Consider the following 21887-nt stretch of genomic DNA (forward strand, 5'->3'; position numbering starts at 1 on the left):
TTTATGAATCGTGAATGGCGCACCGATTAGGGCCCAGCTCCATATCACGCTGCTCGTCTACATCCGGCTGCAACTTCCCCATATTCACTTGGCGTATTTCTTTGTACGCATGGGGCTGCGCAGGCAGAAAATCGGTAACCACATGTCTGAATTCAGCCACATCGCTTATTTGCAGTCCAGGGTTATGAAGACATAGCTCGCCTAACGATGCTGAAACCATTCCGCCCTCGCCAAGCTCAGAAATATGGCCAAAATGCGCGGGAAGTACGATTAGCGTTTCTGCCAGCTGCCTATAACCTTCATACAGGGTATGGCGCAGATCCATAGCCCAATCCTCAGCTTGACCAGCCAGATCGGGCCGCCCGATCGAGGAAATAAACAAAATATCCCCACTTAACAAATACGTATCATCCACAATGAGTGAGGTGCTGCCAATCGTATGACCTGGTGAATAGAGCGGTCTTATTAGTTCCATTATGCCGTGAGCCGCTGCAGAGGATTCGTCCAGCCTGTTATAGGCGAAGCTTATCTCTTCCGCATCCTTCGGCGGCAGCCAATATGTTGCTCCATTCGCTTCGGCTAGCCTTCTTCCTCCAGAAATATGATCGGCATGCAAATGCGTATCTATTGTATTCGTAATTTTAATGCCCAGTTGACCAGCCAGCCGTTCATAAACGTCTATCATTCGGGCAGCATCGATTACTGCCGCCTCACCCTGCGATACAATCATGTAGGACAGGCATCCCTTTCCCAATCGGGCCCATTGAAACAGCTGTCCCCCGCTTGGCAAATCTCCGATTTTTACCGGATGCAAATATTCGCTCCATTCCTTCATTCCACCCTGCAAATAATGGACATTTAGTCTGCCACATGCGGCGAGCTGCTCAGCGACAAAAATCGATGAGCCTTCTTTGGCACATACGACAAGTGTTTCCTCATCGGCAGGAATTTGCTCAAGCGCAGCCTCTACCCCTTCAAGCAGTTCAAAATACGGAATATTTACATATTGAAACGCCTCACCTTCCACCTTCCAATCGGCAGCGTCTTCGTGATTACGAACGTCCAAAATCCATAAAGACTGCCTCTTCAAGATGTATTTCGCCAACTGCTCGCTAGTCATTGCTGTAACCTTTTTTTGCTTTGTCAATCTCATTCACTCCTTCTCCAAATGCCAGCCTAAATGATCGAGCCTTGCCAACCGCTCATTCCCGGAACTACATTAACCACCTTCACCATACCTTTGCTGGTCAGAAGCTTGCAAGCGAGACCGCTGCGAACGCCGGAGCGGCAAATCATATAAATGGTTTGGGCTTGGTCAAGCTCTTCTAAGCGCTGCTCCAGTTCGCCAAGCGGCAGCGATACTGCGCCCTTTATGTGGCCAAAGGCATATTCAGCGGGTTCTCGTACGTCTAGGAGCACCAAGCCGCTGTCCTCTACAAGCAATCGCTCCAGCTCTTCGTTGCTAATGGTTATAGCAAAATCAGCTGTGTCTCCCGTTTCGCCTGAACTAAGCTTCCGCAAATAATGCTTCAGTACATCGCCCTGTTGAACAGTACCTAAATAATGATGACCTACCGTACGTGCCCAGCTTTGGAGATCCGCTAGAGAGCCTTTGTCAGTAGCCTGGACTTCTATGACTTGCCCCTCTGCTAGCTCATTCATTGCTTTTTTCGTGCGTACAATAGGCAGCGGGCAGGCAAGTCCTTTGCAATCGAGCTGATAATTCGCTTTAATTTCGTCTACTTGCGGCAATAGAAAAACCTCCATAAATTTGATGATACAAATATCGGGTACATATACCCCTATGGGTATAATAATAGATAGACCGCATTGAAATGTCAATCCCCGTTTTACACGCAAAATAAAATAGAGCATCCGGAAATGCTTCCGAATGCTCCATCCAACCTAATAAATTATTTTCGTGATTATTAGGTTTTGGGCAAGTAATTACCCATTTTCTCGCTCCAATTCCTTAATCGCCGTATATACAGCCTGCTTGATATCTTCAGGTTGATTGTACAATTCTTCTGGAAACTGCACAGAGGCAATGCTTCCCTGCTTAACGACAATATCCTGAAGCTGCAATTCAAATTTAAAGCCATCAATGAATTCTATACCGTCACGGTCGCGATAACAATACATACCGGAAACATCTTCCTCGTCAATGATTAGTACCGCATTTTCAGTCAGCTTCAAAGCCTTTCCCCCCATTCCGTTCGCTTTATACATTAGTATAAAAGAATTTGGAGAACAATGACAACTCGGCAAGCCTCATTTCGTTAGTACTTAAGCCTTAAGCGTCGTATCAATGGGTTTAAGCCGCGCTTCGATGGCTTCGCGGCGCGGTTCCAGAAACGGAGGAAGCGCAAGCGATTCGCCAAGGGTCTCGAAAGGCTCGTCCGTTACGAAGCCTGGACCGTCTGTAGCCAATTCAAACAAAATGCCATTCGGCTCGCGGAAATATAACGAACGGAAGTAGTAGCGTTCCACGAAGCCGGAGTTTTGCAAGCCTGCCTTATTCAGTACGTCGATCCACGCCATAAGCTCTTCCTTATCCTCTACACGGAAAGCTACATGGTGAACACCGCCTTTGCCAAGGCCAGCAACCGATAAATCGCTGCGCGGCTCTACCTGTACTTCAGAGCCCGAGCCGCCCTCATGAGCCTGCATAATGATAATATCATCCTGTCCTTCGTCGAGGGCAGGAACGCGCCCTGTTTCTTTGAAGCCGAGCAGCTTGAGAGCAGCAACGGTTGAATCAGGCTTGCGAACAGTCAGTTTTACAGGGCCGAGACCTGTAATCCCGTATTCTACCGGCACTGGGCTGCGATCCCAAGGTGTTCCGGCTGCAACACCGCTGTTCGTTTCATCAGATACAAGGGCAAGCTGCTGCCTTTCTGGATCTTCAAAAAAGATAACGTTGCGCCCGGCAAACGATGTTATTTCTGAATGCTTAACCTCATGCTGGTCAAAGCGCTGGAGCCAATATTCCAGCGCCTTGTCGCTCGCTACCCGCAGGGAAGTGCCGGATATGCTGCTTACGCCAGGGCGGTTGCTGCCAATGCCGGGAAAATCGAAAAACGTCAATTCTGTACCCGGATTGCCTCTTTCATCGCCATAAAAGAGATGGTAAGCAGATGTGTCGTCCTGATTTACTGTTTTTTTAATCAGTCGCATGCCAAGCACTTGCGTGTAGAAGTTGTAGTTTAAGGATACGCTGCCTGTCATGGCAGATAGATGATGGATTCCTTTTACGTTCATCATAAACACCCTTTCAAGTTATATTGTAACTTTATATTTGTAAGTATATAACCTTTCGGTTAGGAAAGCAAGTCTTCCCCGTTGTCCTTGCGAGCTAGCCGATAAACACGCCAAAAAGCCGGAGCTGCACATTCGCATGCTCCGGCTTTCCTTCCTCCATAAGCTTTGTGCTTTCAGGAGTCTCCCGATTTGTTCGCCAGCCCGATGATCATGATGACAAGCACGAGTAATTGAATGAGTAGCTCAGCGCTCATTTTCATACCTCCATTGCTGTTCAAAATGCTCCTTCGTTCCGGCTTCTCCTCTTCAAGTGGCTTGAAACTTCGCTCCCACTTTATAGGTATGCGGCAGTTTTGTCCAATATGCCCCCTTACCAACAGCAAGAATACGCTATAAGCGATCTAAAAATGGGACAATTATCCTTTTCTACAGTTCTATCGTAAAATTTTAGTAAAATTCAGTATCATCTTATCATTAGTCTTAAAATTATAAATTGATTTGACGATATAGTCCTTAAGTAACAGATTCACAAATTTGCTAATTCTATAGGGGTGATTGAATGAAACTCAAAATGAAATTAATGTTGATGTTTGTGCTAACGGTTATTTTTGCAGCCACCCCATTAGTCGTGGTTGGGCTTTATCACATTGAGAAACAGGCTTCTCGTGGGGTAAATGCCCAGCTCGTAGGCACGATGGCTTCCGCTGCTAACCAACTGGACAGCTGGCTAAGCAGCAATGCGAAAGTAGTTGAAACGCTCGGCTTTGTTATTCAGGAAGGCATACCAGAGGGCGAGCTTACTGAAAATTACTTTTCAATTATGAACCTTGGTACGAATAAGGAAAGCATGTCCGACTTTTACTTTGGCTACGAATCGGATGGCACATTTATGAATGGCTCTGACTGGACACCAGATGCGGATTACGATCCTCGCCAGCGTCCATGGTATATGGAGGCAAAGCAAGCCAGCAAGCTCATCTTTTCCGATCCGTACCAAGATATGATGTCTAAACAATATGCCGTATCGATTGCAATGCCGGTAAACGAAAAAAATGGCGGTATTAAAGGCATCGTTGCAGGTGACCTCCTGCTTTCGACCATTACGGAAACGGTAGGTAAAATCAATTTGGACGGGCTCGGCTATGCATTTTTGCTGGATAAGAAGGGCATGATTTTGGCTCATCCTGATGAACAGCAGGTAAATACGTCCGCCGCGGAAAATATCGAGCTGAAGCCGCTCCTTGTAGGCATGCAAGCCAATGTGATCGGCCAGCAGTCCTTCAGCTTTGAAGGTGAAAACTATTTGCTTTACTACAACCAAATACCAAGCACCGGCTGGATTGTAGGCTCAGTCATTTCGGAAAAGCTTGCTTTTGCTGATTATTTCAAGCTCCGCAATCAATATATGATCATTATTTTAGCTACCTTGCTTATCGTCATGGCTGCCTCTTACTTTATTGCCACGCAATTCGCCAAGCCGCTGCATAGGCTGCGGGCAACGTCCCAGCAAATGTCGGAAGGCGATTTTACGGGCAGGGTCTCCATTAAAGGCAAGGATGAATTTGCTGAGCTGGGCACAGCCTTTAATCTCATGTCAGATAAATTAAGCGCTCTGCTCAAGCAGGTTGCCGAATCTGCGGGCCAGGTTCACAGCGTCTCCGTTGAAATGGACGAACATACGAATAATACGCAGCGAATATCTCAGCAAATCGCCTTGGCTACAGAAGAGCTGGCCAAAGGCTCCAGCTCGCAAGCCGATTCTGTCTATGCAGGCTCAGAGCGGCTGTCTGAAATGAGTGAATCTGCCCGAGGCATCAGCCACAGTGTGGAACAATCCGTTGCGATGATGAATGAAGCAGGAATGGCGATGCAGGAAGGCCTGCAGGCCGTGGACCATCAGGTGAAGCTCGCCGCGGACAATCGCAAGTCGATTGATCGCGTTGGCGAGTCTATCGCCCTCCTTGCCGATAAATCGCAAAAAATTGAAGTCATCGTCGGTGTTATTCGCGGCATCGCCTCCCAAACCAATTTGCTCGCCTTGAATGCGGCTATTGAAGCAGCACGGGCTGGCGAGAATGGACGCGGGTTTGCGGTGGTGGCAGATGAGGTCAGGAAGCTTGCTGAGCAGTCTTCCGGCTCCGCTGGAGACATCATTGTGCTGCTGGACGAAATCCAGGCAGCAAGCCGTCAGAGCGTAAGCGAGGTGTCCCATGCGGAAGGTTTTGTGGATCAGCAGGTAACAGCGGTTAATGAGACGCGGGATTCATTCGAGCGGATTAGGCAATCCATCGATGGAATTGGCAGCCACATTCGAGCCGTCTCCGTCTCGACGGCGGAGCTTGATGATAATGCCGGCAAAATTTCTGAAGTCATTGCAAGTGTTGCCGCCATGTCGCAGCAAAGCGCGGCTTCGACGGAAGAAGTTGCTTCCTCAACGCAGGAGCAGTTTGAGTTTATTTCGAATATTTCCGAACGTTCGAATGAGCTGACACAGCATGCCAATGCATTGTTTGAAGAAGTGAAAAAGTTTAAAATTTAACGAACATCGATCACCATAGATTTGCATAAAAAGAAGCCTGAGGAGGCCGTCACCATCATGTGACAGCCTTCTCAGGCTTTATTATTATAATAGCGGGCTCCCTGGTTGAAGCTTTAATACGTCGCCCCTTGCAAAAACTTTACTCGTTCGCCCATTGGCGGAATTTCATTGCCATCCACGACAATTTCTACGACGATAGGTCCACTTACGCCTTCGGCAAACCACTGCTGAACATGCTCGGCTTGAAGCTGCTCCACAGACTCGACTTGCATATGGCGAATGCCAAGCGACTGGGCGACTGCTGCAATGCTGACGCGCTGCTGCGAGAAATCGCTGAGACAGCGATCGTATTGCAGCATATGACCATGATAGACCATGCCCAGACGGGCGTTGTTAATGACAGCGAAAACGATTGGCAGGCCGTATTCCTTTGCTGTCATGACTTCAAGGCCATGCATGAAAAAACAGCCGTCCCCCGTGATGCAAAGGACTGGACGCTCAGGCTCCGCGAGCTTTGCACCTAGCGAGCCCGCTATGCCTGAGCCCATACCGCCAAAATTAATATTAATATCGAATTGCTGCTGCTCACGAATGAGCAAATTTTGAATGGAATATGTCATGAACTCGCCAATATCGATGTAAAAGCGGGTTTGCTCTGGCGCGTTTGCCCCAAGCATACGAATCGCAGTACGTGTATTCCACGTCTCCATCTCCAAAGCATCGGCCGCCGCCTCTAAGCGGGCAAAATGCAGCTGCTCCAGCAGCATTTTCCGCCCTGCGCTCAAGCCGATTCCTGCCTGCGCAAGCCCCGCGCTCAGTTGGCGCATTACAGGAGCAATCTCACCGTGCAGGGCGAAGTCCGCTTCGTAGCAGCGACCAAGCTCCTGCTCATCAAAATCGATATGAACGAGCTGCTTGCCCGCCGTCAGTCTCGCTTCCCAATTGCAGGTGGCAAGTTCGCCAAGGCTTGAGCCCAGTACCATAATAAGCTTATGGCCATCGCTGTTTAGAAATTCAATTGCTTTATCATTGCCGGACAGGCCATAGACGCCAAGCGATTGCGGATGGTCTTCAGGGAAAGCTCCCTTTCCCCGCGGTGTCGTGGCGACCATCCAGCCTGTCTGTTCCGCAAATGCGAGCACTTCAGCCTGGGCGCTTTTCGCTCCATGACCGAGCAATAAGGCCCCGCGCTCGCCAGCTTGCAGCACCGCTTCCAATGTCGCATCCATGAGCGTTTTGTCTACCAGAGCCAGCTGCTCCAGTAGCGACGGCAGCTCAGGCAGCACCATATCCCCTATATCGGTCATCTGCAGGTCGATCGGTATGGACAGATGTACCGGTCCTGGAACCCCGCTAATCGCCGTCCAATACGCCTCAGCAATAGCTCCCGGCAGCTCTTCAGCATTCATTACCATTCGGCTGAGCTTCGTGACAGGAGCAAAAATCGGATCAGCTCCGAGCTCCTGTGCGCCTCCTTTGCCAAGCTTAGGCGACGGCACCGAGCCGGAGATAAAGATGACCGGCAGCTTCTCTTTCCATGCATTGGCTGCTGGTGTCACCAAATTAGTAGCGCCCGGACCGCTGGAGCCTACGCATACCGACGGCATGCCGGTGATGCGCGCATAAGCTGCCGCCATATAGCCGGAGCTCGTCTCATGCTTGGCTACTACTGCCTGCAGCTCTGGCAAATCATATAAACAATCATAAAGGGCATTTATCGAACCAGCAGGAATGCCAAATATATGTTTAACCCCTTGCTTGATTAAAAAGCGCAGACCCGCTTCGATAGCACGCATTATCTCTGCCCCCTTTTTGGCAGCATAAACGTGAATATAGAGCCTGCTCCTTCATTGCTATTAAACCAGATTTGACCGCCATGCAGCTCAATCAGCTGCTTGGAGATAGCAAGACCCAGCCCCGTACCATTAATTTGATTATTAACCTGATAAAATTTCGTGAAAATGTTTTTTTGCTTCTCAAGCGGTATGCCGATGCCATTGTCGCAGACTTCCAGCTTTAAATGATCATCGTCGGAGGAAGCGCGAATCGTAATTTGCCCTTGCTGTGGCGTGAATTTCACCGAATTGGACAGCAAATTCAGCAATATTTGCAAAATTCGTTCCCGATCCGCCTGAATAATCATATCGGCCGTCTCTTCAATTTCTATTTCCAGGTTGATTTTCTTCTTATTGACCAGCGACTGGACAATCCGTGCGGCCTCATGAATTAAATCATTGAAATCAACAACCTTATAGCAGAGCTCAAATTTCCCATTTTCCATCTTGGCAAAATCAAGCAGCTCATTTACCTGGTTCAATAAACGCTCAATGGACCTGCCCGCCGTATCGAGCAAATCATGCTGCGCATCGTTTAATTGGCCAAGCAGCCCTTTGCCCAATATATCGACGGTGCCCTTGATTGCAGTGATTGGCGTTCTCAGTTCATGGGACAGCGTTGCAATGAAATCATTTTTGAGCTCATTTAAGTATTCCAGCTCCTTGACAAGCCCCTCCAGCTTGAAGTTCGCCTGCTGCAGCTCCATCGAGCGTTCACTTACTGCCTGATCCAAATGCTCAGTATGCAGGGCATTAGACAAAGCCGTAGCAGTTACGTCGGCAATGGAATGGCAAAACTCTATTTTGCCTTCCTCGTACTCTGTAGGCTTATGAATGGATGGAATCGCAATAATACCAAATACGCTGCCCTTGGCCACTAGCGGAATAGCGAGCAAGCTTTTAATTCCGAACATCTCACATGCTGTATGATTAGGGCGCTCGTCCGCAAAAACGTCCGGAATGAAGATCGCCCGTTTGTGCATAATGACTTCGTAAAACAGCTTGTCATTGTCGATGCTCAGCTTGATCACATCGCGATGCTTCCCGCGCCAGTCCTCTTCCTTCACATTCAGAGAAGAGAGATGGAAGGGCTCGACTGTCCGATCCTTCTCATTGAACAGATGAAGGGCAACATCATCCGAGCCGCTGGCACGCTGCATATAATAAAAGCAGGTTTTTAAAACCTCACGCACGGACAGCGACTTGGACAGCGACTTCGTTGCATCAAGCAGCAATTGCTGCTTCTCCAGCAGCTCCTGCGACTGCTCGAACATTTGCAAATTGCGGATCGCCACACTGGCCATATTGACGAACGCTTCTGTTACGTCCATCTGCTCCTGTGTTAAATTCATTGGCTTGCCAAAGTCATGAACGAACACAAGCCCGAATATTTTATCATCGACAATAACCGGAATCCCCAGAATCGACTTGATGCTCAGCAGATTTTTTTTCGCATCGTCAATGCGATTGTCTTTGCTCGTATCAGGAATATAGCCAATTGTCCGATTTTGCATAATATCGTGTACGAAAGCATCCTTGGATGGATCAATGATTAACTCGGTTATATCAACAGGCATTTTATTGCCTTTGTAGCCCTTGTACGTTCCATCTGGCTGCTTGAGAAAAAAGCCAACTAGGTCGGCCTGGGTAATTTCACTTGCTATTGCATCAACGAACACTTGCAAAATTTCAGACTGCTCATATTGCGAATTGATAATTTTGGTCATATGAAATAGCTTCTTGAAGCTCTTTAATTCCATCACTTCACATCATCCATTCATCGTAGATTAATTCACTGTTATTTGGTGCCTGCCGCCTCGTTTCGAGCCTAATAATGCAGAGTCCGCTTGCGATATCATCTGATGAAGGGTGCTGGAGTCTAAGCTGTGAGACACTCCGATGCTAACGGAAACTTGAATCTGCTTTTGGGAAGGATGGCCGACCTGCATTTGATCCACAGCGGCAATAATGGCTTCCGCCGCCATGAGCGCTGCCCCTCTATCCTGCAAAATAACGAGAAACTCGTCTCCCCCATAACGGAAAGTCACATGCACATAAGGAGTCAGCACCTGGAAAAGGATGTTTCCAATGTCGCGAAGCGTCTGGTCGCCAATCATATGACCGAAAGTATCATTGATCGTTTTAAAATTATCCATGTCAATCATCAGGACGGACTCATAATGCTTTTCTCCGTCTTTAATTTGCTGGGCTACGACTTCCAAATATGTACGGTTGTAAAGTCCCGTTAGCGCGTCCACATAAGCTAGCTCTGCAAGCTGCTCATTATCCTTTTTCAAGCTCGTCAGCTTCATTTTTTGCTGTAAGGCAATCGACACCTTCATCTCGAGCAAATCAAGATCATAAGGCTTGGTTAAATAATCAAATGCGCCAAGCTGAAGGCCTTCCAGCATTGCCTTCTTCTGCACATTGGCAGACAGAAAAATGATCGGCACATCAAAATCATCTTTGTCCAGCCAGCGTTTATAAACCTCAAATCCCGACAAATCCGGCATCATAACATCCAGTAAAATCAAGTCCGGCGCAACAGCGTCAATCATTTCCACCGCCTGCCTGCCGTTCTCGGCTACATAAATATCATAATTCAGCGATGTCAAGAAAACACGGAGTATATGGATGTTGTGAGGCTCATCGTCGACAATAAAAACTCTCTTGCGCATATATGTCCCCAACCTTCTTCACTATAAAATCACTCATCCCAAACCAATCTGTCCATTATCATATGATCATCAAGCATTTGCAAAAATGCTTTTACAAGCCGCCCGTCAAACTGCTTCCCTCCGTTGATTTCCAGCTGCCTCCGAACCTCGAAGACAGGAAGGGAATGCCGGTATACTCTCGTAGAGGTCATAGCGTCGAAGGCGTCTGCCAGACTGACAATTCGCACGAGCAAAGGAATTTCATCCCCGCTGAGACCGTCCGGATAGCCACTGCCGTCAATACGCTCATGATGCCAGCGTACGACAGGCAATATTTTCTGAACATCAGGCAAATCCTTGAGCAGCTCGTATCCGATTGCAGGATGCTGTTTAATAACTGAAAATTCATCCTCCGTCAGTCGATCAGGCTTGAGCAGTATCGAGTCCGGTATGGCGATTTTTCCAATGTCATGCAGCAGTGCCGAGATTTTGAGCTGCTCCAGCTGCTCAGCATCTACCCCTACTTTGGCGCCCAGCAAAGAAGCGTAGAAGGCCACATTATAACAGTGATTAAGCGTAAAGCCATCCTTCATCCGCAAAGTGTTGACCAAATTCTCGTAGGATTGCTGCTTCAACACCTGCTTGCGAAAATATATTTTCTCGATTAACTGTTCCATTTGCATTGTAACCATCTGGCAGATATGAAGCTGCTCGTCTGTCAATTGGACCTCAGAACGGAAGCACAATAAAATCGCGCCATAGACAGAACGGTTTAGGTGAAAGGTATATAGCGATTGGAAAGTTGTCATGGACAGGAGTTTAATCGCAGGTTTGGCGCTGCTCATCTTTATACAGAGGCGCATGCCCGAGGACATGTCTGAAAATAAATCGGTGTCTATCGCCATTTGCTGCAGAAGCTTCAGATCCGTTTGATTGATTTTGAAAGAATATGGTATAAGCTCATTTCGCCCATTATCGTGCGGCAGCAACAAACAAATATGCTGGCAACCGATCAATGTCTCCAGGTATTGTCCTAACAACCCAATAGAATCCAAGATCGAATCAGAGTTAATCACACTTTTGAAAAATACTGAATTTTGCATTCATTTACCTCGGATTCTTATTCGTCATGTCTCAAATACTGGTTAAGTAAGTTTCCACACGATTTGGCGAAATCCTCTTCTTTTGGATGAATTTCCAAAAAATACTTCTTGATTATTTGTGGGGAGCCGGATGAATCATAGAAATACCATAGCATATCTAGGTTTAATCGTACTAGTGCTTAAGACACCGTTTTTCAAAAAAATTTTACTGAAAGTCCACGCAACATAAGAAAAAGTCTGGCGCCCCAATTACGGGGCTCCAGACTGCCTAAACCATTGAGACATCTGTCACATATACGTCTGTTAACGCAGCTTGCGATCCAATAAAAATGGGCCAAAGGGTACAAAAGCAGCAAGGACTGCCAAAAAAGAATGAAAGAAGGATAATTGCTTGACGAAAAACGCGTTGGCTATGCCGATAAGATAGATAACAAACAGCCAGCCATGCAGCATCCCTGTAATCGCAACCGCCTCGTCAATGCCTGCGCCGTACTTTAGCGGCATGGCAATAAAGAGCAGCACTAAAAACGAAATCCCTTCCGTTATGCCGAACAGGCGCAGCCGGCCGATCGCTGTTTTCATTGTATGGGTTGACATCTGTGTTACCTCCTGGCGAAATGATCTTCAAACACCTCCTAATCATACCAGCATGGCGGGCGAAATACGCATTCATACTTTGAACAAGTTGTGAATCTACTCCCTGCGTTCCTCGCGCAAGGGCTTCGCATCAAGCGGAATCGGCTGCTTGCCGGTATCGATGAAATAAGCCTGGAAGGAGCCCGAATAGCGAAAAATCGTACCAAGCAGCGGATTGTTCACCTGAACCGAGATCCGGTATTTATCCAGCGTATCATCATACCATTCCGTCACATCGGCTTCGCCCGTCAGCAGTCTAGGAAAGCGGAATTGCAAGAAGCGCTCATAGAAGCGCTGCTGGCCAGAACGGATGCGAATGCCTCCACCCGGTACGGCATAAATATCAAGGTCTACAGCCAGATGCTGCTTCGTCCCAAGGTAATCGACAATTTTTTCATGTTTTCGACTATAAATCATCGTATCGTCGAATCTTCGTATTTTTTGCGGAAATTTGAAGGTTCTGATCCATGTTACCGTTTCCCGGCCGAATTGGTCCGCATAAGCATAATTCCCAATCGTAAACGGAATTTGGCTGCCACCCTGCGGGAACATGATATGGCGCGAGCTGCCGATGTAAAGCGGGATGGCAACCCGCTTGCTGTACCAAATTTCTTCCATGACGCCTTCTCCAATTGAAGCCATGCCATCCGTACTGCTGAAGCCAAACCGTTCTTGAATACGCGGATGCAGCCTAGCAAAGTCTGCTCCTAACACCTGCTCATAAATCGAAGCCATCGTAACTGTCCCCTCTCTGTTATTAAGCTTTCACCTTAGGTTTACGTAAGCAGCGTGACGCATCAGGCAGTCCATTGCAGGTCCGCCATGCCGCAAAGCACAGGCCAATCATCGGGAGCGTTATCGTAGCCGGATTATAGGAAGCTTGCAACAGCTCCGGGCTGTTTGCCAAAGCAATCGTTGGCAGCAGCAGAAGCAGTGTCAACTGCAAGCAATAAATCATTGAAAAACGATGAAACACAACCCAAATAATCGCCAGCGCCGCTTCACCGAGCCCGAGAAATACGAGAGCCTGCTCCTCCCAGCCTGAAAATAGCCCCGAGGCTTGCAGCTGCGCAAGCTCTCCTGTCTCCGGGTAGAGCAGCTTGGGCACGATGCCCTGATAAAGCCATAGTACAGCAAGCAGCGCCAGGCTCACATAATGAATGAGTGCGCGCTGAATCGTTGCCGCAGGCGGAATATGCTGCTCCAGCCATATTTTGAGCACATCAAAGCTCCATGCGGTTCCCCACCCGAATAGCGGGCGAAATAGAAGGCGATCGAAAGCTTTTCCGGCAGCGCCAAAGCGTGTTTTATAATCATAGCGGGTGAGAAAAATAACGTCCTCTCCGCGCTCGGTATACTGCCAGTAGCCTCTCCCCTTGCTGATCAGCGACAGCTTTTGCTCCGAACTGAAGGAGAGGGTGGACAGGCGGGATTGCCTTTCTTCCTTTTCCAGCCATCCTGCACGAGTCGCCCCTGTGCCCGCTATTGCAAGTCCAAAACCGATGCGTGTTTGGTAATGAAACCTCTGAATTTCCTCTTCCGTGCGGCGGGGCAAATATTCAATGGCTGTAAAACGCATATCCCACTGTACATGCTTGCTTGGAATTTGTGTGTAATTCCAGAGCGTATCCAAATCCGTACGGATCGTTGTTTCGACATAAATCGACCTATCTCTCCGCTTATTTGATATAGGAAGCCGCCTCCTCTCTTTCTTCTATTAAAAGGCTTTGCTGATCAGCGTTTGGAAGCAAGCAATGCTCCACCTGTCCAAACCAGCCATAACGCTTAGCGGCAATCCAATCGTAAACAACGTTTCTCAGTAAAGCAGGAACAACCCTTAGAACATAGAATAGCGGCCAAAGCCCCTTTAATTGCCGCAGGACGCGCAGTGCTGCTTCCGTTTTTGTGTAGCAGCGGCCATCCTCGATCATAATAAAGGTGTCCAAGTCGCCCGAAGGCAGCAAATAAGCTTCCAGCACATATTGCCCTGCAGGCGATTGCAGAGCAGCAAAGCGAAAATAGGCTGCCTGATCACGCGCAATAACGAATTGCGAGATTTTACTGCACAGCTGGCATTGTCCATCAACGAGCAGCAGCGCTCGTCCCGGTCGTTTTTTTCTAGGTGCCTGCATGATGCCCCTCCGTTCTTTCCTTCATTGTAGTAAGAAAAGCAGCGTTTGATCAGTGCTAACTTTTGTAGCGGGCATACGAAAAAGGGTACTACAAATCGTAGTACCCTCCCCTTACTTATATGGTTATTCTTTATTTTCCTCCATACCAACGGTCAGCCCTTTGCGCCGCACCTTCTCCACCGCTTCCTTGCGGCTGCGGACGCCAAGCTTCTTGAGCAGTTTGTTCACTTGATTTTTCAGCGTGCTCTCCGCCTTATACAGCTTCTGCTCGATTTGCGTCTGCGTGTAGCCCTGTTCAATCAGCTCGAATACTTCCCGTTCTGCGGAGGTTAAATCCTTTAGTTGTTCCTCGCGCTTTAACCTGGCAAATTCCTTAAGCAGCGCTTCCATCGGTGCAGGATGATGATAAGCACTGCGGATCGCTTCCGGCAGCTGGCGAAAGTTGGTCTTTTCAATATAGTTGATCGCTCCTGCCGTGAACGCCTGGGTCATGATGTCCTCTTCGCTCATGGAGGTCAGCATAATGATTTTCGCGGAATGAATGCGATGCATCTCGACCGCCGTATAAATGCCGTTCTGCTGGTGATCAGCGAGCTGAATGTCGAGAAGTGCGACATCAAACGACAAGGTTCGAGCGAGACTCAACGCTTCCTCCGCAGTTGATGCCGCCCCCACGACGAGCAAATCTGCTTCTTTATTTAAAAATAACGTCATCGCCTTCACCCAATCGGGATCATCCTCTACGAGCAGCACCCGAATATGGCTCATCCCATTCCCTCCTTGATTTCCATCACTTTGCGGGCAGGAACATGCAGCAGCACTTCTGTCCCTTCATTAATAACGCTGGAAAGCTCGATCGTCCAGCCGCTCTGATGTACGACATTATACACATAAGCGAGTCCCAGTCCAAAGTTGCGGCTGCGATTTTTCGTACTATAAAAAGGCTCCAGCGCTTGCTTCAGCTGCTCCTCAGTCATCCCTTTGCCTGTGTCGCTCACAAGGAGACGCACCGCTTTTTTGTGCCAGCTCAGCGTCACCTTTACTTCTCCAGCTGTTCCTTCTGGAATTGCTTCAATCGCATTTTGCACTAGATTATTCAATGCTTCCAGCAAATGAAGCGGATCACCCAGCACGGTCGGCCTGCATAACGAATGCAGCTTGAGCTGAATCGGCCTGCCTTCAAGCGGCTGCTGCTGCAAACAGCGCTCCACAAGCTCATCCAAACGGACTGGCTGCTCGCGAAGCACAATGCTTCTGGTTTGGCTGTGGATGCTCGTTACCATCGCAAGCATATGGCTGGAAGCCGTTTCAATGATTCGCAGCTGCTCCGCTGCCTCAGGCGACCCGGCAGACAGCTCACTTTTTAAATTTTCCGTACTGATCGCAATTTTTCCAATTTCGTTCTTAATCGTATGATTAAGTATCGTCGTCCCGGAGCTGACCGCCTTGCGAGTGCTTTCCCATTGATCACGCTCGAAACGCAGCTTGACACCGAGCACGCCATAAGCAAATGTGCACAATACGGCTACCGTAAGCGAATAAAAGATGAAGAGCGAAATATAACGGAAATAATCGAAGGCAGGCGAAATGACATTCGCTACATTGATAAGGATAAGCACGGCCAGCAGTGTCGGTACCATAATAAGGGCAATTATAAAACGATTTCGCTTCCGGCGGCTATTTTCCTCACTCCATAGCGAGACCAGTAGCAAATAGCAGGAGGCTAAATAATAAGGAGCTGTCCAGGCTAGCAATATCGGGTAATCCAGCTCCAGCCTCGGCGCAATCGGCGTTATGGACAGCATGCCGACTACCGGAAGCAGCAGCAGCCCTTTAAGCAGCAGGCGCACCCTTGCATTTGCCACTTTATCGGAATAAACGATGCTGAACACCAGCACGCCATAAGGTGTAAACGTGTGATTCATCAATTGAACGAGATGAGCTAATACATTCATTTCTCCTGCGGCCAGTGTATCAGCCAGCCCGCCTATAGACGCAAATCCAAGAAAGAAAGCGGCCCAGCGATTCGACTCGCTCCGCGGATTTGTCAGCAGCAGCAGCGAAGCAGCGGCAAGCAGCGCTGCAAAATAATAAAGCATACGGTATCCTTCCCCAAAAAAGCGTGTGATCGCTTTATTTTACCATAATTCAGCGATTCAAGATGTATTTTCACACCTGCGGCGCTGCTTTAGCGCTGCTTGTCCTTGCCCCGCTCCCGAGTTTAACTGTAAACACCGCAATGGCGAATATGACTGCGCTTAAGCTGAAAACAATGGGCAGCGTCCATGCAGCCATTAATACGCCGGATAGCGACATTCCGACGACCATCATGCCAGTAAACATGGGCGTAATCGTTCCTCCGACCCTACCGATGAAGGCAGCATCGGTGTTTTGAAGAATAATGGTGTTAATGCCCACCTGAATAATCGGAACACAGAAGCCGCCTAGCATGATCAGCGCAAAAGTTAGCGGGATGCTCTCCGACCAGCCGGTGCCCAGCGTAGCCAGTGCATTTGCCGACAAGCCGAATAGGAGCAGCCTGCGCGGACTTGCCTTTTTTCCGATTGACATAACCACCCCACCGCCAACTAGCATAGCTGCACCGCTAACCACTAACAAATACTGTAAAAACGACTTATCCTGTCCTAAATTATCAATGGCAATAAACAAAGATAGCGGCTGGGTAAGCCCAGAAGCGAGGCCAATTGCCGCGAACGTAATACCCAAGGAACGCAGCGCATGCTGGCCCCAAACATAATGAAGTCCCGCTGTAAGCTCACGTCTGAAGCTTGCTGCCTGCCGTGTGCGCTCAGGCTCGGCATCTCGCGGCAGCAGCATCAATATAGCTGCTGATCCGCAAAATAGTATAGCTGCAGCAACAATCGCCACCTCGATGCCATAATGCTGATACACAAATGTCCCGAGCAGCGGCCCAATGACCATAAAGACAGCCATAACTGTCTGATACATCCCCATCATGGCTTGCAATTGATCCTCTGGCACATGCTGCTTGAACAGCTTCATGCCAGAGGGCTGGGAAAACTGCGAAAGCACGGCCGAAACCAGCGTCGTCAGCAGCAGTCCTTTCCATGAGCCGCTAAACAATGCGACCCATACGCCAAGGACGGAAAAAGCGGACAAGAAATCACAGCTTATCATCGTCCGTTTAGGCTTCCAGCGGTCAGCAAACGTGCCGCCAATGATGGCAAATACAAAAATCGGCGCAAACTCTGCCACTGAAATAAGCGATACTGCTGAGGGATCATTGTTCGTGACCTCCGTCACATACAGCAAGATCGCAAAGTTCCTAATCCAAATACCCAATTGGAGCAAAATTCTGGACAGGATGATCGTACGAAAAAAACGATTACTAAACATTCTTGCAACTCCCCTAGTTTTTTATTAGACAAAATTAAAATACGTTTGCCTATTATTTAGACATAATATTATTTCGTTTGGTTTTAGTCAACACTTTTGTTATACCTGGTTATCCTCTTCCCTTCAAATACGCCCGCTAAATGCAAAAAAACTGCCGCTGCGACCTGATCGGTCATAGCGGCAGTTTGCCGTATCGTAGCTATAGGTTTAACACAAAGCAATCCTAGCGTTTGTCCTTAATTATTGTCCGCGCAGCGAGACGCGGAAACGATAGTCGCGATTCGCTGGAAGCGTATATTCCGGATGAACCCGCGCTCCCCAGCTGTCGTCTCCGCCAACGCCCATTTGACGATAATTGACGCGAACGACTGTTTTATCGCTCACAGGCAGCTTGTAAGGATGATCATGCCCTTCCAGCTCATCAGCTGTATAAGGCAGCACATTTAATTCGAAGCGCGGCTCGCCCTGAAGCGAAATGCCGCTTCCGTTTGCATCGGTTACTGCTGCGAAGCGCACTTCGGTTTTGTTGCCGCATTCCTGTGGACGAATGTAAGGCATAAGTTGATCCTTCACCTTGCCGCCGAAACGTCCAAGCCGCGCACTTGTTTGACGGTCCCAATATGATTCATGTGGGCCATTGCCATACCAAGCAATAGAATCAAACGTTTCATTCATTGTGAAAAGCAGGCCGATTTCTGGTATTTCCGGCAAGCCTTCACCAGGCTGCAGCAGCAGCTCAGCTTCAATCAGCCCATCACCGTAAATCGTATAAGCTAGCTCGCAGCGTGTCTCAGCAGCGGCACTTAAGCGGTATTGCGATTTTACTCTCACGCGATCTCCAAGCGCTTCCCAGCTGAAGCGGATCAATTGGCGCTCCTTCGAGGCAGCCTGCCAAGGCGCACAGCGCTCGACATGTCCATTTCCACGGTCATTATCCGTGTATGCACGCCAGAAATTCGGGACAATCGGCGAAGACAGCAGCTCAGAACCGCCAATTTGGTAGGACTCCAGCTCGCCGCTCGCCTGATTGAAGCGTATGTCAAAGCCTTCTCCCGATAACACAAGGGCTCCATTAGATACAGCTTCAACCGCTATTGCACCATACTGCGGCGATGCAATCTCTACAGCAACAGGCGAGACAGGCAGTGCAGGCGCGATAAATTGACCGAAGGCCACCTCATGTCCTTGCTCCGCCCATGGCGTAGCTTTCTTAAGCACAGCTCTTACCGTAAGCGTAATTTCTTCATTCAGACCTGCTTCTGTCGGCATTTGGAACGGAATGGCTAGCTCGGCAGAGGCGCCCGCTGCAATGTCTACGGTCAGCACGCCTTTTTGCATAATAATGCCGTTGCTGTTCAGCTTCCAGTGCAGCTCGTACGCATCCAGCGATACGAACAGATTTTTATTGTCGACGCGCACCGTTCCAGCTTCCCAGTTCGGGCTATGAATTTTGATGTTTTGGTAGCAGGCCTTCACTTCATGCAGCTTAGGGGATACGGTCCGATCAGCAAAAATCAAACCATTGCCGCAGAAGTTGCCATCGTTCGGGCTATCGCCATAATCGCCGCCGTAGGCCATGTACGTAATGCCATCCGGTGTTTGCGTGCGAATAGCCTGATCGATCCAATCCCAGATGAAAGCGCCTTGAAGGATCGGATATTTGTCAAACAGCTCCCAGTATTTATACAAGCCGCCGCAGGAATTGCCCATTGCATGGCTGTATTCGCAAATAATAAACGGCTTTTGCGGATTATTTTTGGCATAGGCTTCTACGCCTGCTGGACTTGTGTACATATGGCTCTCAATATCCGAAGCCGCTTCGCTTTCGCGACAATGGAAAACTCCCTCGTAATGCACAATGCGGGACGGATCCGTCTTACGGAAATAATCGGCCATTTTCAGGAAATTATCCCCGCCAAACGATTCATTGCCAAGCGACCAAATAACGATCGATGGATGATTTTTATCGCGTTCGAGCATGGAGCGACTGCGGTCGAGCACATTTGCCGTCCATTCTGGGAAGTTGCCAGGCACGGCGTCTCCGACCTCTTTTTGCCCATATGTCCATGAGCCATGCGTTTCGAGATTGACTTCGTCAATAACATAAAGTCCATATTCATCGCACAGATCATACCATAGCGGATGGTTCGGATAATGCGAAGTACGTACAGCGTTGACATTATGCGATTTCATCAGCTTAATATCGGTCACCATATCCTCGTAGCTGAGCGCACGCCCGGTGTCGCAGGAAAACTCATGGCGATTGACGCCTTTGAAAAGAATGCGCTGACCGTTGATCTGCATCAAGCCGTCTTTAATTTCAAACGTGCGGAAACCGACTTTGCAGCTAACGGCTTCTGTCAGCTTGCCCTCTGCATCTTTAAGCGACAGCACAAGCGTATATAAATGCGGCTCCTCAGCGCTCCATTTGAGCGGCTGTGCAAGCTTTGTATTCAATGTTAAGGATGCAACCGTTTCGCCCTTCTCCTGACGAATCGCTTCTCCACTCAGCGGCTGCTGCCAAACCGGCTCGCCGGAGGCATCATACAGCATCGCTTCTACAGCCGTTTGCTGCTCGGACGCTTCCTCCTCGAAACGAACCTTCACCTCTACCGTCAGCTCGCCATCTTCATAATTCGCATCCAGCGCCGCCTTAGCGAAGAAGTCATAAATATGGACCTGAGGCGCCGTATACAAGTACACCTCACGGAAAATACCGCTCATCCGCCAAAAGTCTTGATCCTCCAGCCAGCTTGCATCGCACCAACGGTATACTTCTACCGCCAGCTTGTTTTCACCCTCCTGCAAATAAGGCGTCAAATCAAAATCCGCCGGCGTAAAGGTATCCTCGCTATAACCTACAAGATCACCGTTTACCCAAACGTAGAAGGCAGACTCCACACCTTGGAAGCTGATAAACACAGGCTGTTCATCCCAGCCCTCAGGAACGGTAAAGGTTGTCGCATAGGAACCGACCGGATTATATTTAACAGGCGCGAATGGCGGCTTAATATCCTCCTTGCCCACCCATGGGTAAGTCACATTCGTATATTGCGGGTAATCATACCCCTGAAGCTGCCAGTGGCTAGGCACTGGAATCGAAGCCCAACTGCTGCAGTCATAATCCAATTTATAAAAATCAGCGATGCGTGCTTCCGCATTTTCCGCAAAGGAAAACTTCCAATCCCCATTGAGCGAAACATAACGCTCGGAGCCTGTACGCTCGCCTTGAAGCGCTTCCTGAGTGCTTGTATAGGAAATACGGGTTGCATGTGCATCCAACCGATTAAGCTCAAAAATAGTAGGGTTGTTATTCCACTCTGGATATCCGTTAGCTGGAGCCTGATACGTAAATTTGCTCTTTGACAATGAAGGCACCTCTTTCAACTCAGAATAAGATTAGTTATAATATTCATATTATAAAAGCTAGAAAAGTAAAGATCATTAAACTATTTTCGTATTTTACTTAAAGATTTGAACATTAGCAACTAAGAGGGGCTGCTTCCCATGAATGAAATTATTTATACGACGCTGACGACGACGGATTATCAGCTGCCTGTCTATGTAACCGGTGTGGGACATTGGGACCATCAGGAGGGCATTCGTCGCCCGGAAGGCTATCCCGACTACCAGTGGACGCAGGTTGTCTCGGGCGAAGGCGAGCTTATTATCGAGCAGGAACGTTTTCTGGTGAAGCAGGGCGATGGTTTCCTCCTCCCTCCCAGACTAACCCATAGCTACCATGCGGTCAAAGAGCCTTGGGAAGCTTATTGGTTTACGTATGATGGGCCACTCGCCGAATCGCTAAACCAGCTGGCAGGCTTGACTCGCCCTGGCATCTATACGATTAACGACTCGCGCCCTGTCTTAGAGATGATGAGCGATATGCTCCGCCTTATGCGAGAGAAGCAGCCGGGCCTTGGCATGCTCGGCTCTAAACAAATTTATAGCGTGCTGCTTGGACTGCGTCAGCAGCTGGCCGAAGGCAGTCTGGCCACGCAGCAGATGAATGAGCGGCTTCATCCTGTGCTGCGCTATATCGAGGCGAACCTGCATCGCCCGATAACATTGCCCGAGCTGGCGGAGCTGCTGCATGTCACGCCGCAGCATCTATGCCTGCTTTTCAAAAAAACGTTTAAGCTGCGCCCCATGGAATATGTCAATAAAGAGCGGATTAATAAAGGCAAGGAGCTGCTCATCCGCGGCGGCGGCATGAAGCTGTATGAAATCGCCCGCCAGGTCGGCTTTGAAAATCCGACGTATTTTAATACATTGTTCAAAGCTTATGTAGGCTGTACACCTGGAGAGTTTAAGCAGATGCATGGATTCAAATAAAGTTACAGGAA

Annotated in this window: 18 protein-coding genes; 2 read left to right on the forward strand and 16 right to left on the reverse strand. The window is 48.7% G+C overall.

What is annotated here, in order from left to right; translation table 11 throughout:
• Position 1: 1 nt before the first annotated feature.
• The 4 genes from ACSR9A_RS04170 to ACSR9A_RS04185 form a co-directional block, all read right to left on the reverse strand.
• Entirely contained in the window at positions 2 to 1120 is a 1119-nt protein-coding gene (locus ACSR9A_RS04170; RefSeq protein ID WP_473755874.1) for an MBL fold metallo-hydrolase, read from the reverse strand.
• Positions 1121 to 1176: 56 nt separating this feature from the next.
• A complete protein-coding gene (locus ACSR9A_RS04175; protein ID WP_473755817.1) occupies positions 1177 to 1752 on the reverse strand; it encodes a sulfurtransferase TusA family protein in 576 nt (191 codons plus the stop codon).
• A 195-nt stretch (positions 1753 to 1947) separates the two neighbouring features.
• Entirely contained in the window at positions 1948 to 2196 is a 249-nt protein-coding gene (locus ACSR9A_RS04180; RefSeq protein ID WP_473755818.1) for a hypothetical protein, read from the reverse strand.
• Between the two features lie 90 nt (positions 2197 to 2286).
• The gene (locus ACSR9A_RS04185; RefSeq protein ID WP_473755875.1) at positions 2287 to 3261 is read right to left on the reverse strand and encodes a ring-cleaving dioxygenase; all 975 of its coding nucleotides are present in this window, start codon (positions 3259 to 3261) and stop codon (positions 2287 to 2289) included.
• 559 nt (positions 3262 to 3820) lie between these two features.
• Here ACSR9A_RS04185 and ACSR9A_RS04190 point away from each other — a divergent pair.
• Positions 3821 to 5800 carry a methyl-accepting chemotaxis protein gene (locus ACSR9A_RS04190; RefSeq protein WP_473755819.1) on the forward strand — a complete coding sequence of 660 codons (1980 nt, stop codon included), beginning with the start codon at positions 3821 to 3823 and terminating at the stop codon, positions 5798 to 5800.
• Between the two features lie 113 nt (positions 5801 to 5913).
• On the opposite strand, the gene ACSR9A_RS04195 is transcribed toward ACSR9A_RS04190, so the two are convergent.
• The 12 genes from ACSR9A_RS04195 to lacZ all read right to left on the reverse strand — a co-directional run bounded on the left by ACSR9A_RS04195 (position 5914) and on the right by lacZ (position 20910).
• Positions 5914 to 7596: a thiamine pyrophosphate-binding protein gene (locus ACSR9A_RS04195; RefSeq protein ID WP_473755820.1), complete on the reverse strand. Its 1683-nt coding sequence runs from the start codon at positions 7594 to 7596 to the stop codon at positions 5914 to 5916.
• Entirely contained in the window at positions 7596 to 9362 is a 1767-nt protein-coding gene (locus ACSR9A_RS04200; protein ID WP_473755822.1) for a sensor histidine kinase, read from the reverse strand. Before ACSR9A_RS04200 ends, ACSR9A_RS04195 begins: the two co-directional genes overlap by 1 nt.
• 60 nt (positions 9363 to 9422) lie before the next feature.
• Positions 9423 to 10313 (reverse strand): GGDEF domain-containing response regulator, encoded by an 891-nt coding sequence (locus ACSR9A_RS04205; protein ID WP_341277751.1) that lies wholly within the window; start codon positions 10311 to 10313, stop codon positions 9423 to 9425.
• 29 nt (positions 10314 to 10342) lie between these two features.
• Positions 10343 to 10969 (reverse strand): HD-GYP domain-containing protein, encoded by a 627-nt coding sequence (locus tag ACSR9A_RS04210; protein WP_473755824.1) that lies wholly within the window; start codon positions 10967 to 10969, stop codon positions 10343 to 10345.
• A gap of 729 nt (positions 10970 to 11698) precedes the next feature.
• On the reverse strand, positions 11699 to 11992 hold the full coding sequence (locus ACSR9A_RS04215; RefSeq protein ID WP_341277753.1) for a DUF3817 domain-containing protein: 294 nt from the start codon (positions 11990 to 11992) through the stop codon (positions 11699 to 11701).
• A 96-nt stretch (positions 11993 to 12088) separates the two neighbouring features.
• A complete protein-coding gene (locus ACSR9A_RS04220) occupies positions 12089 to 12766 on the reverse strand; it encodes a DUF4166 domain-containing protein (protein ID WP_473755825.1) in 678 nt (225 codons plus the stop codon).
• 22 nt (positions 12767 to 12788) lie between these two features.
• Positions 12789 to 13664 carry a DoxX-like family protein gene (locus ACSR9A_RS04225; RefSeq protein WP_473755827.1) on the reverse strand — a complete coding sequence of 292 codons (876 nt, stop codon included), beginning with the start codon at positions 13662 to 13664 and terminating at the stop codon, positions 12789 to 12791.
• Between the two features lie 46 nt (positions 13665 to 13710).
• The gene (locus ACSR9A_RS04230; protein ID WP_473755828.1) at positions 13711 to 14163 is read right to left on the reverse strand and encodes a thiol-disulfide oxidoreductase DCC family protein; all 453 of its coding nucleotides are present in this window, start codon (positions 14161 to 14163) and stop codon (positions 13711 to 13713) included.
• Between the two features lie 123 nt (positions 14164 to 14286).
• Positions 14287 to 14931 (reverse strand): response regulator, encoded by a 645-nt coding sequence (locus ACSR9A_RS04235; protein ID WP_473755829.1) that lies wholly within the window; start codon positions 14929 to 14931, stop codon positions 14287 to 14289.
• Positions 14928 to 16262, reverse strand: a complete 1335-nt coding sequence (locus ACSR9A_RS04240; RefSeq protein ID WP_473755830.1) for a sensor histidine kinase — start codon at positions 16260 to 16262, stop codon at positions 14928 to 14930. The genes ACSR9A_RS04235 and ACSR9A_RS04240 overlap by 4 nt, the downstream gene beginning before the upstream one ends.
• A gap of 70 nt (positions 16263 to 16332) precedes the next feature.
• A complete protein-coding gene (locus ACSR9A_RS04245; protein ID WP_473755832.1) occupies positions 16333 to 17541 on the reverse strand; it encodes an MFS transporter in 1209 nt (402 codons plus the stop codon).
• A 240-nt stretch (positions 17542 to 17781) separates the two neighbouring features.
• Positions 17782 to 20910, reverse strand: a complete 3129-nt coding sequence (gene lacZ, locus ACSR9A_RS04250; protein WP_473755833.1) for a beta-galactosidase, LacZ type — start codon at positions 20908 to 20910, stop codon at positions 17782 to 17784.
• Between the two features lie 138 nt (positions 20911 to 21048).
• Here lacZ and ACSR9A_RS04255 point away from each other — a divergent pair, with 138 nt between their 5' ends.
• On the forward strand, positions 21049 to 21876 hold the full coding sequence (locus tag ACSR9A_RS04255; protein ID WP_473755835.1) for an AraC family transcriptional regulator: 828 nt from the start codon (positions 21049 to 21051) through the stop codon (positions 21874 to 21876).
• Positions 21877 to 21887 lie beyond the last annotated feature (11 nt).

The organism is Paenibacillus sp. R-74696, assembly GCF_055814915.1.

What these genes read in the sequence shown, in the direction of transcription:
- ACSR9A_RS04170 (WP_473755874.1), bottom strand. Translation starts at nt 1,120, where the DNA reads ATGACTAGCGAGCAGTTGGCGAAATACATCTTGAAGAGGCAGTCTTTA.
- ACSR9A_RS04185 (WP_473755875.1), bottom strand. Translation starts at nt 3,261, where the DNA reads ATGAACGTAAAAGGAATCCATCATCTATCTGCCATGACAGGCAGCGTA.
- ACSR9A_RS04190 (WP_473755819.1), top strand. Translation starts at nt 3,821, where the DNA reads ATGAAACTCAAAATGAAATTAATGTTGATGTTTGTGCTAACGGTTATT.
- ACSR9A_RS04195 (WP_473755820.1), bottom strand. Translation starts at nt 7,596, where the DNA reads ATGCGTGCTATCGAAGCGGGTCTGCGCTTTTTAATCAAGCAAGGGGTT.
- ACSR9A_RS04200 (WP_473755822.1), bottom strand. Translation starts at nt 9,362, where the DNA reads ATGACCAAAATTATCAATTCGCAATATGAGCAGTCTGAAATTTTGCAA.
- ACSR9A_RS04205 (WP_341277751.1), bottom strand. Translation starts at nt 10,313, where the DNA reads ATGCGCAAGAGAGTTTTTATTGTCGACGATGAGCCTCACAACATCCAT.
- ACSR9A_RS04210 (WP_473755824.1), bottom strand. Translation starts at nt 10,969, where the DNA reads ATGGAACAGTTAATCGAGAAAATATATTTTCGCAAGCAGGTGTTGAAG.
- ACSR9A_RS04215 (WP_341277753.1), bottom strand. Translation starts at nt 11,992, where the DNA reads ATGTCAACCCATACAATGAAAACAGCGATCGGCCGGCTGCGCCTGTTC.
- ACSR9A_RS04220 (WP_473755825.1), bottom strand. Translation starts at nt 12,766, where the DNA reads ATGGCTTCGATTTATGAGCAGGTGTTAGGAGCAGACTTTGCTAGGCTG.
- ACSR9A_RS04230 (WP_473755828.1), bottom strand. Translation starts at nt 14,163, where the DNA reads ATGCAGGCACCTAGAAAAAAACGACCGGGACGAGCGCTGCTGCTCGTT.
- ACSR9A_RS04235 (WP_473755829.1), bottom strand. Translation starts at nt 14,931, where the DNA reads ATGAGCCATATTCGGGTGCTGCTCGTAGAGGATGATCCCGATTGGGTG.
- ACSR9A_RS04240 (WP_473755830.1), bottom strand. Translation starts at nt 16,262, where the DNA reads ATGCTTTATTATTTTGCAGCGCTGCTTGCCGCTGCTTCGCTGCTGCTG.
- ACSR9A_RS04245 (WP_473755832.1), bottom strand. Translation starts at nt 17,541, where the DNA reads ATGTTTAGTAATCGTTTTTTTCGTACGATCATCCTGTCCAGAATTTTG.
- ACSR9A_RS04255 (WP_473755835.1), top strand. Translation starts at nt 21,049, where the DNA reads ATGAATGAAATTATTTATACGACGCTGACGACGACGGATTATCAGCTG.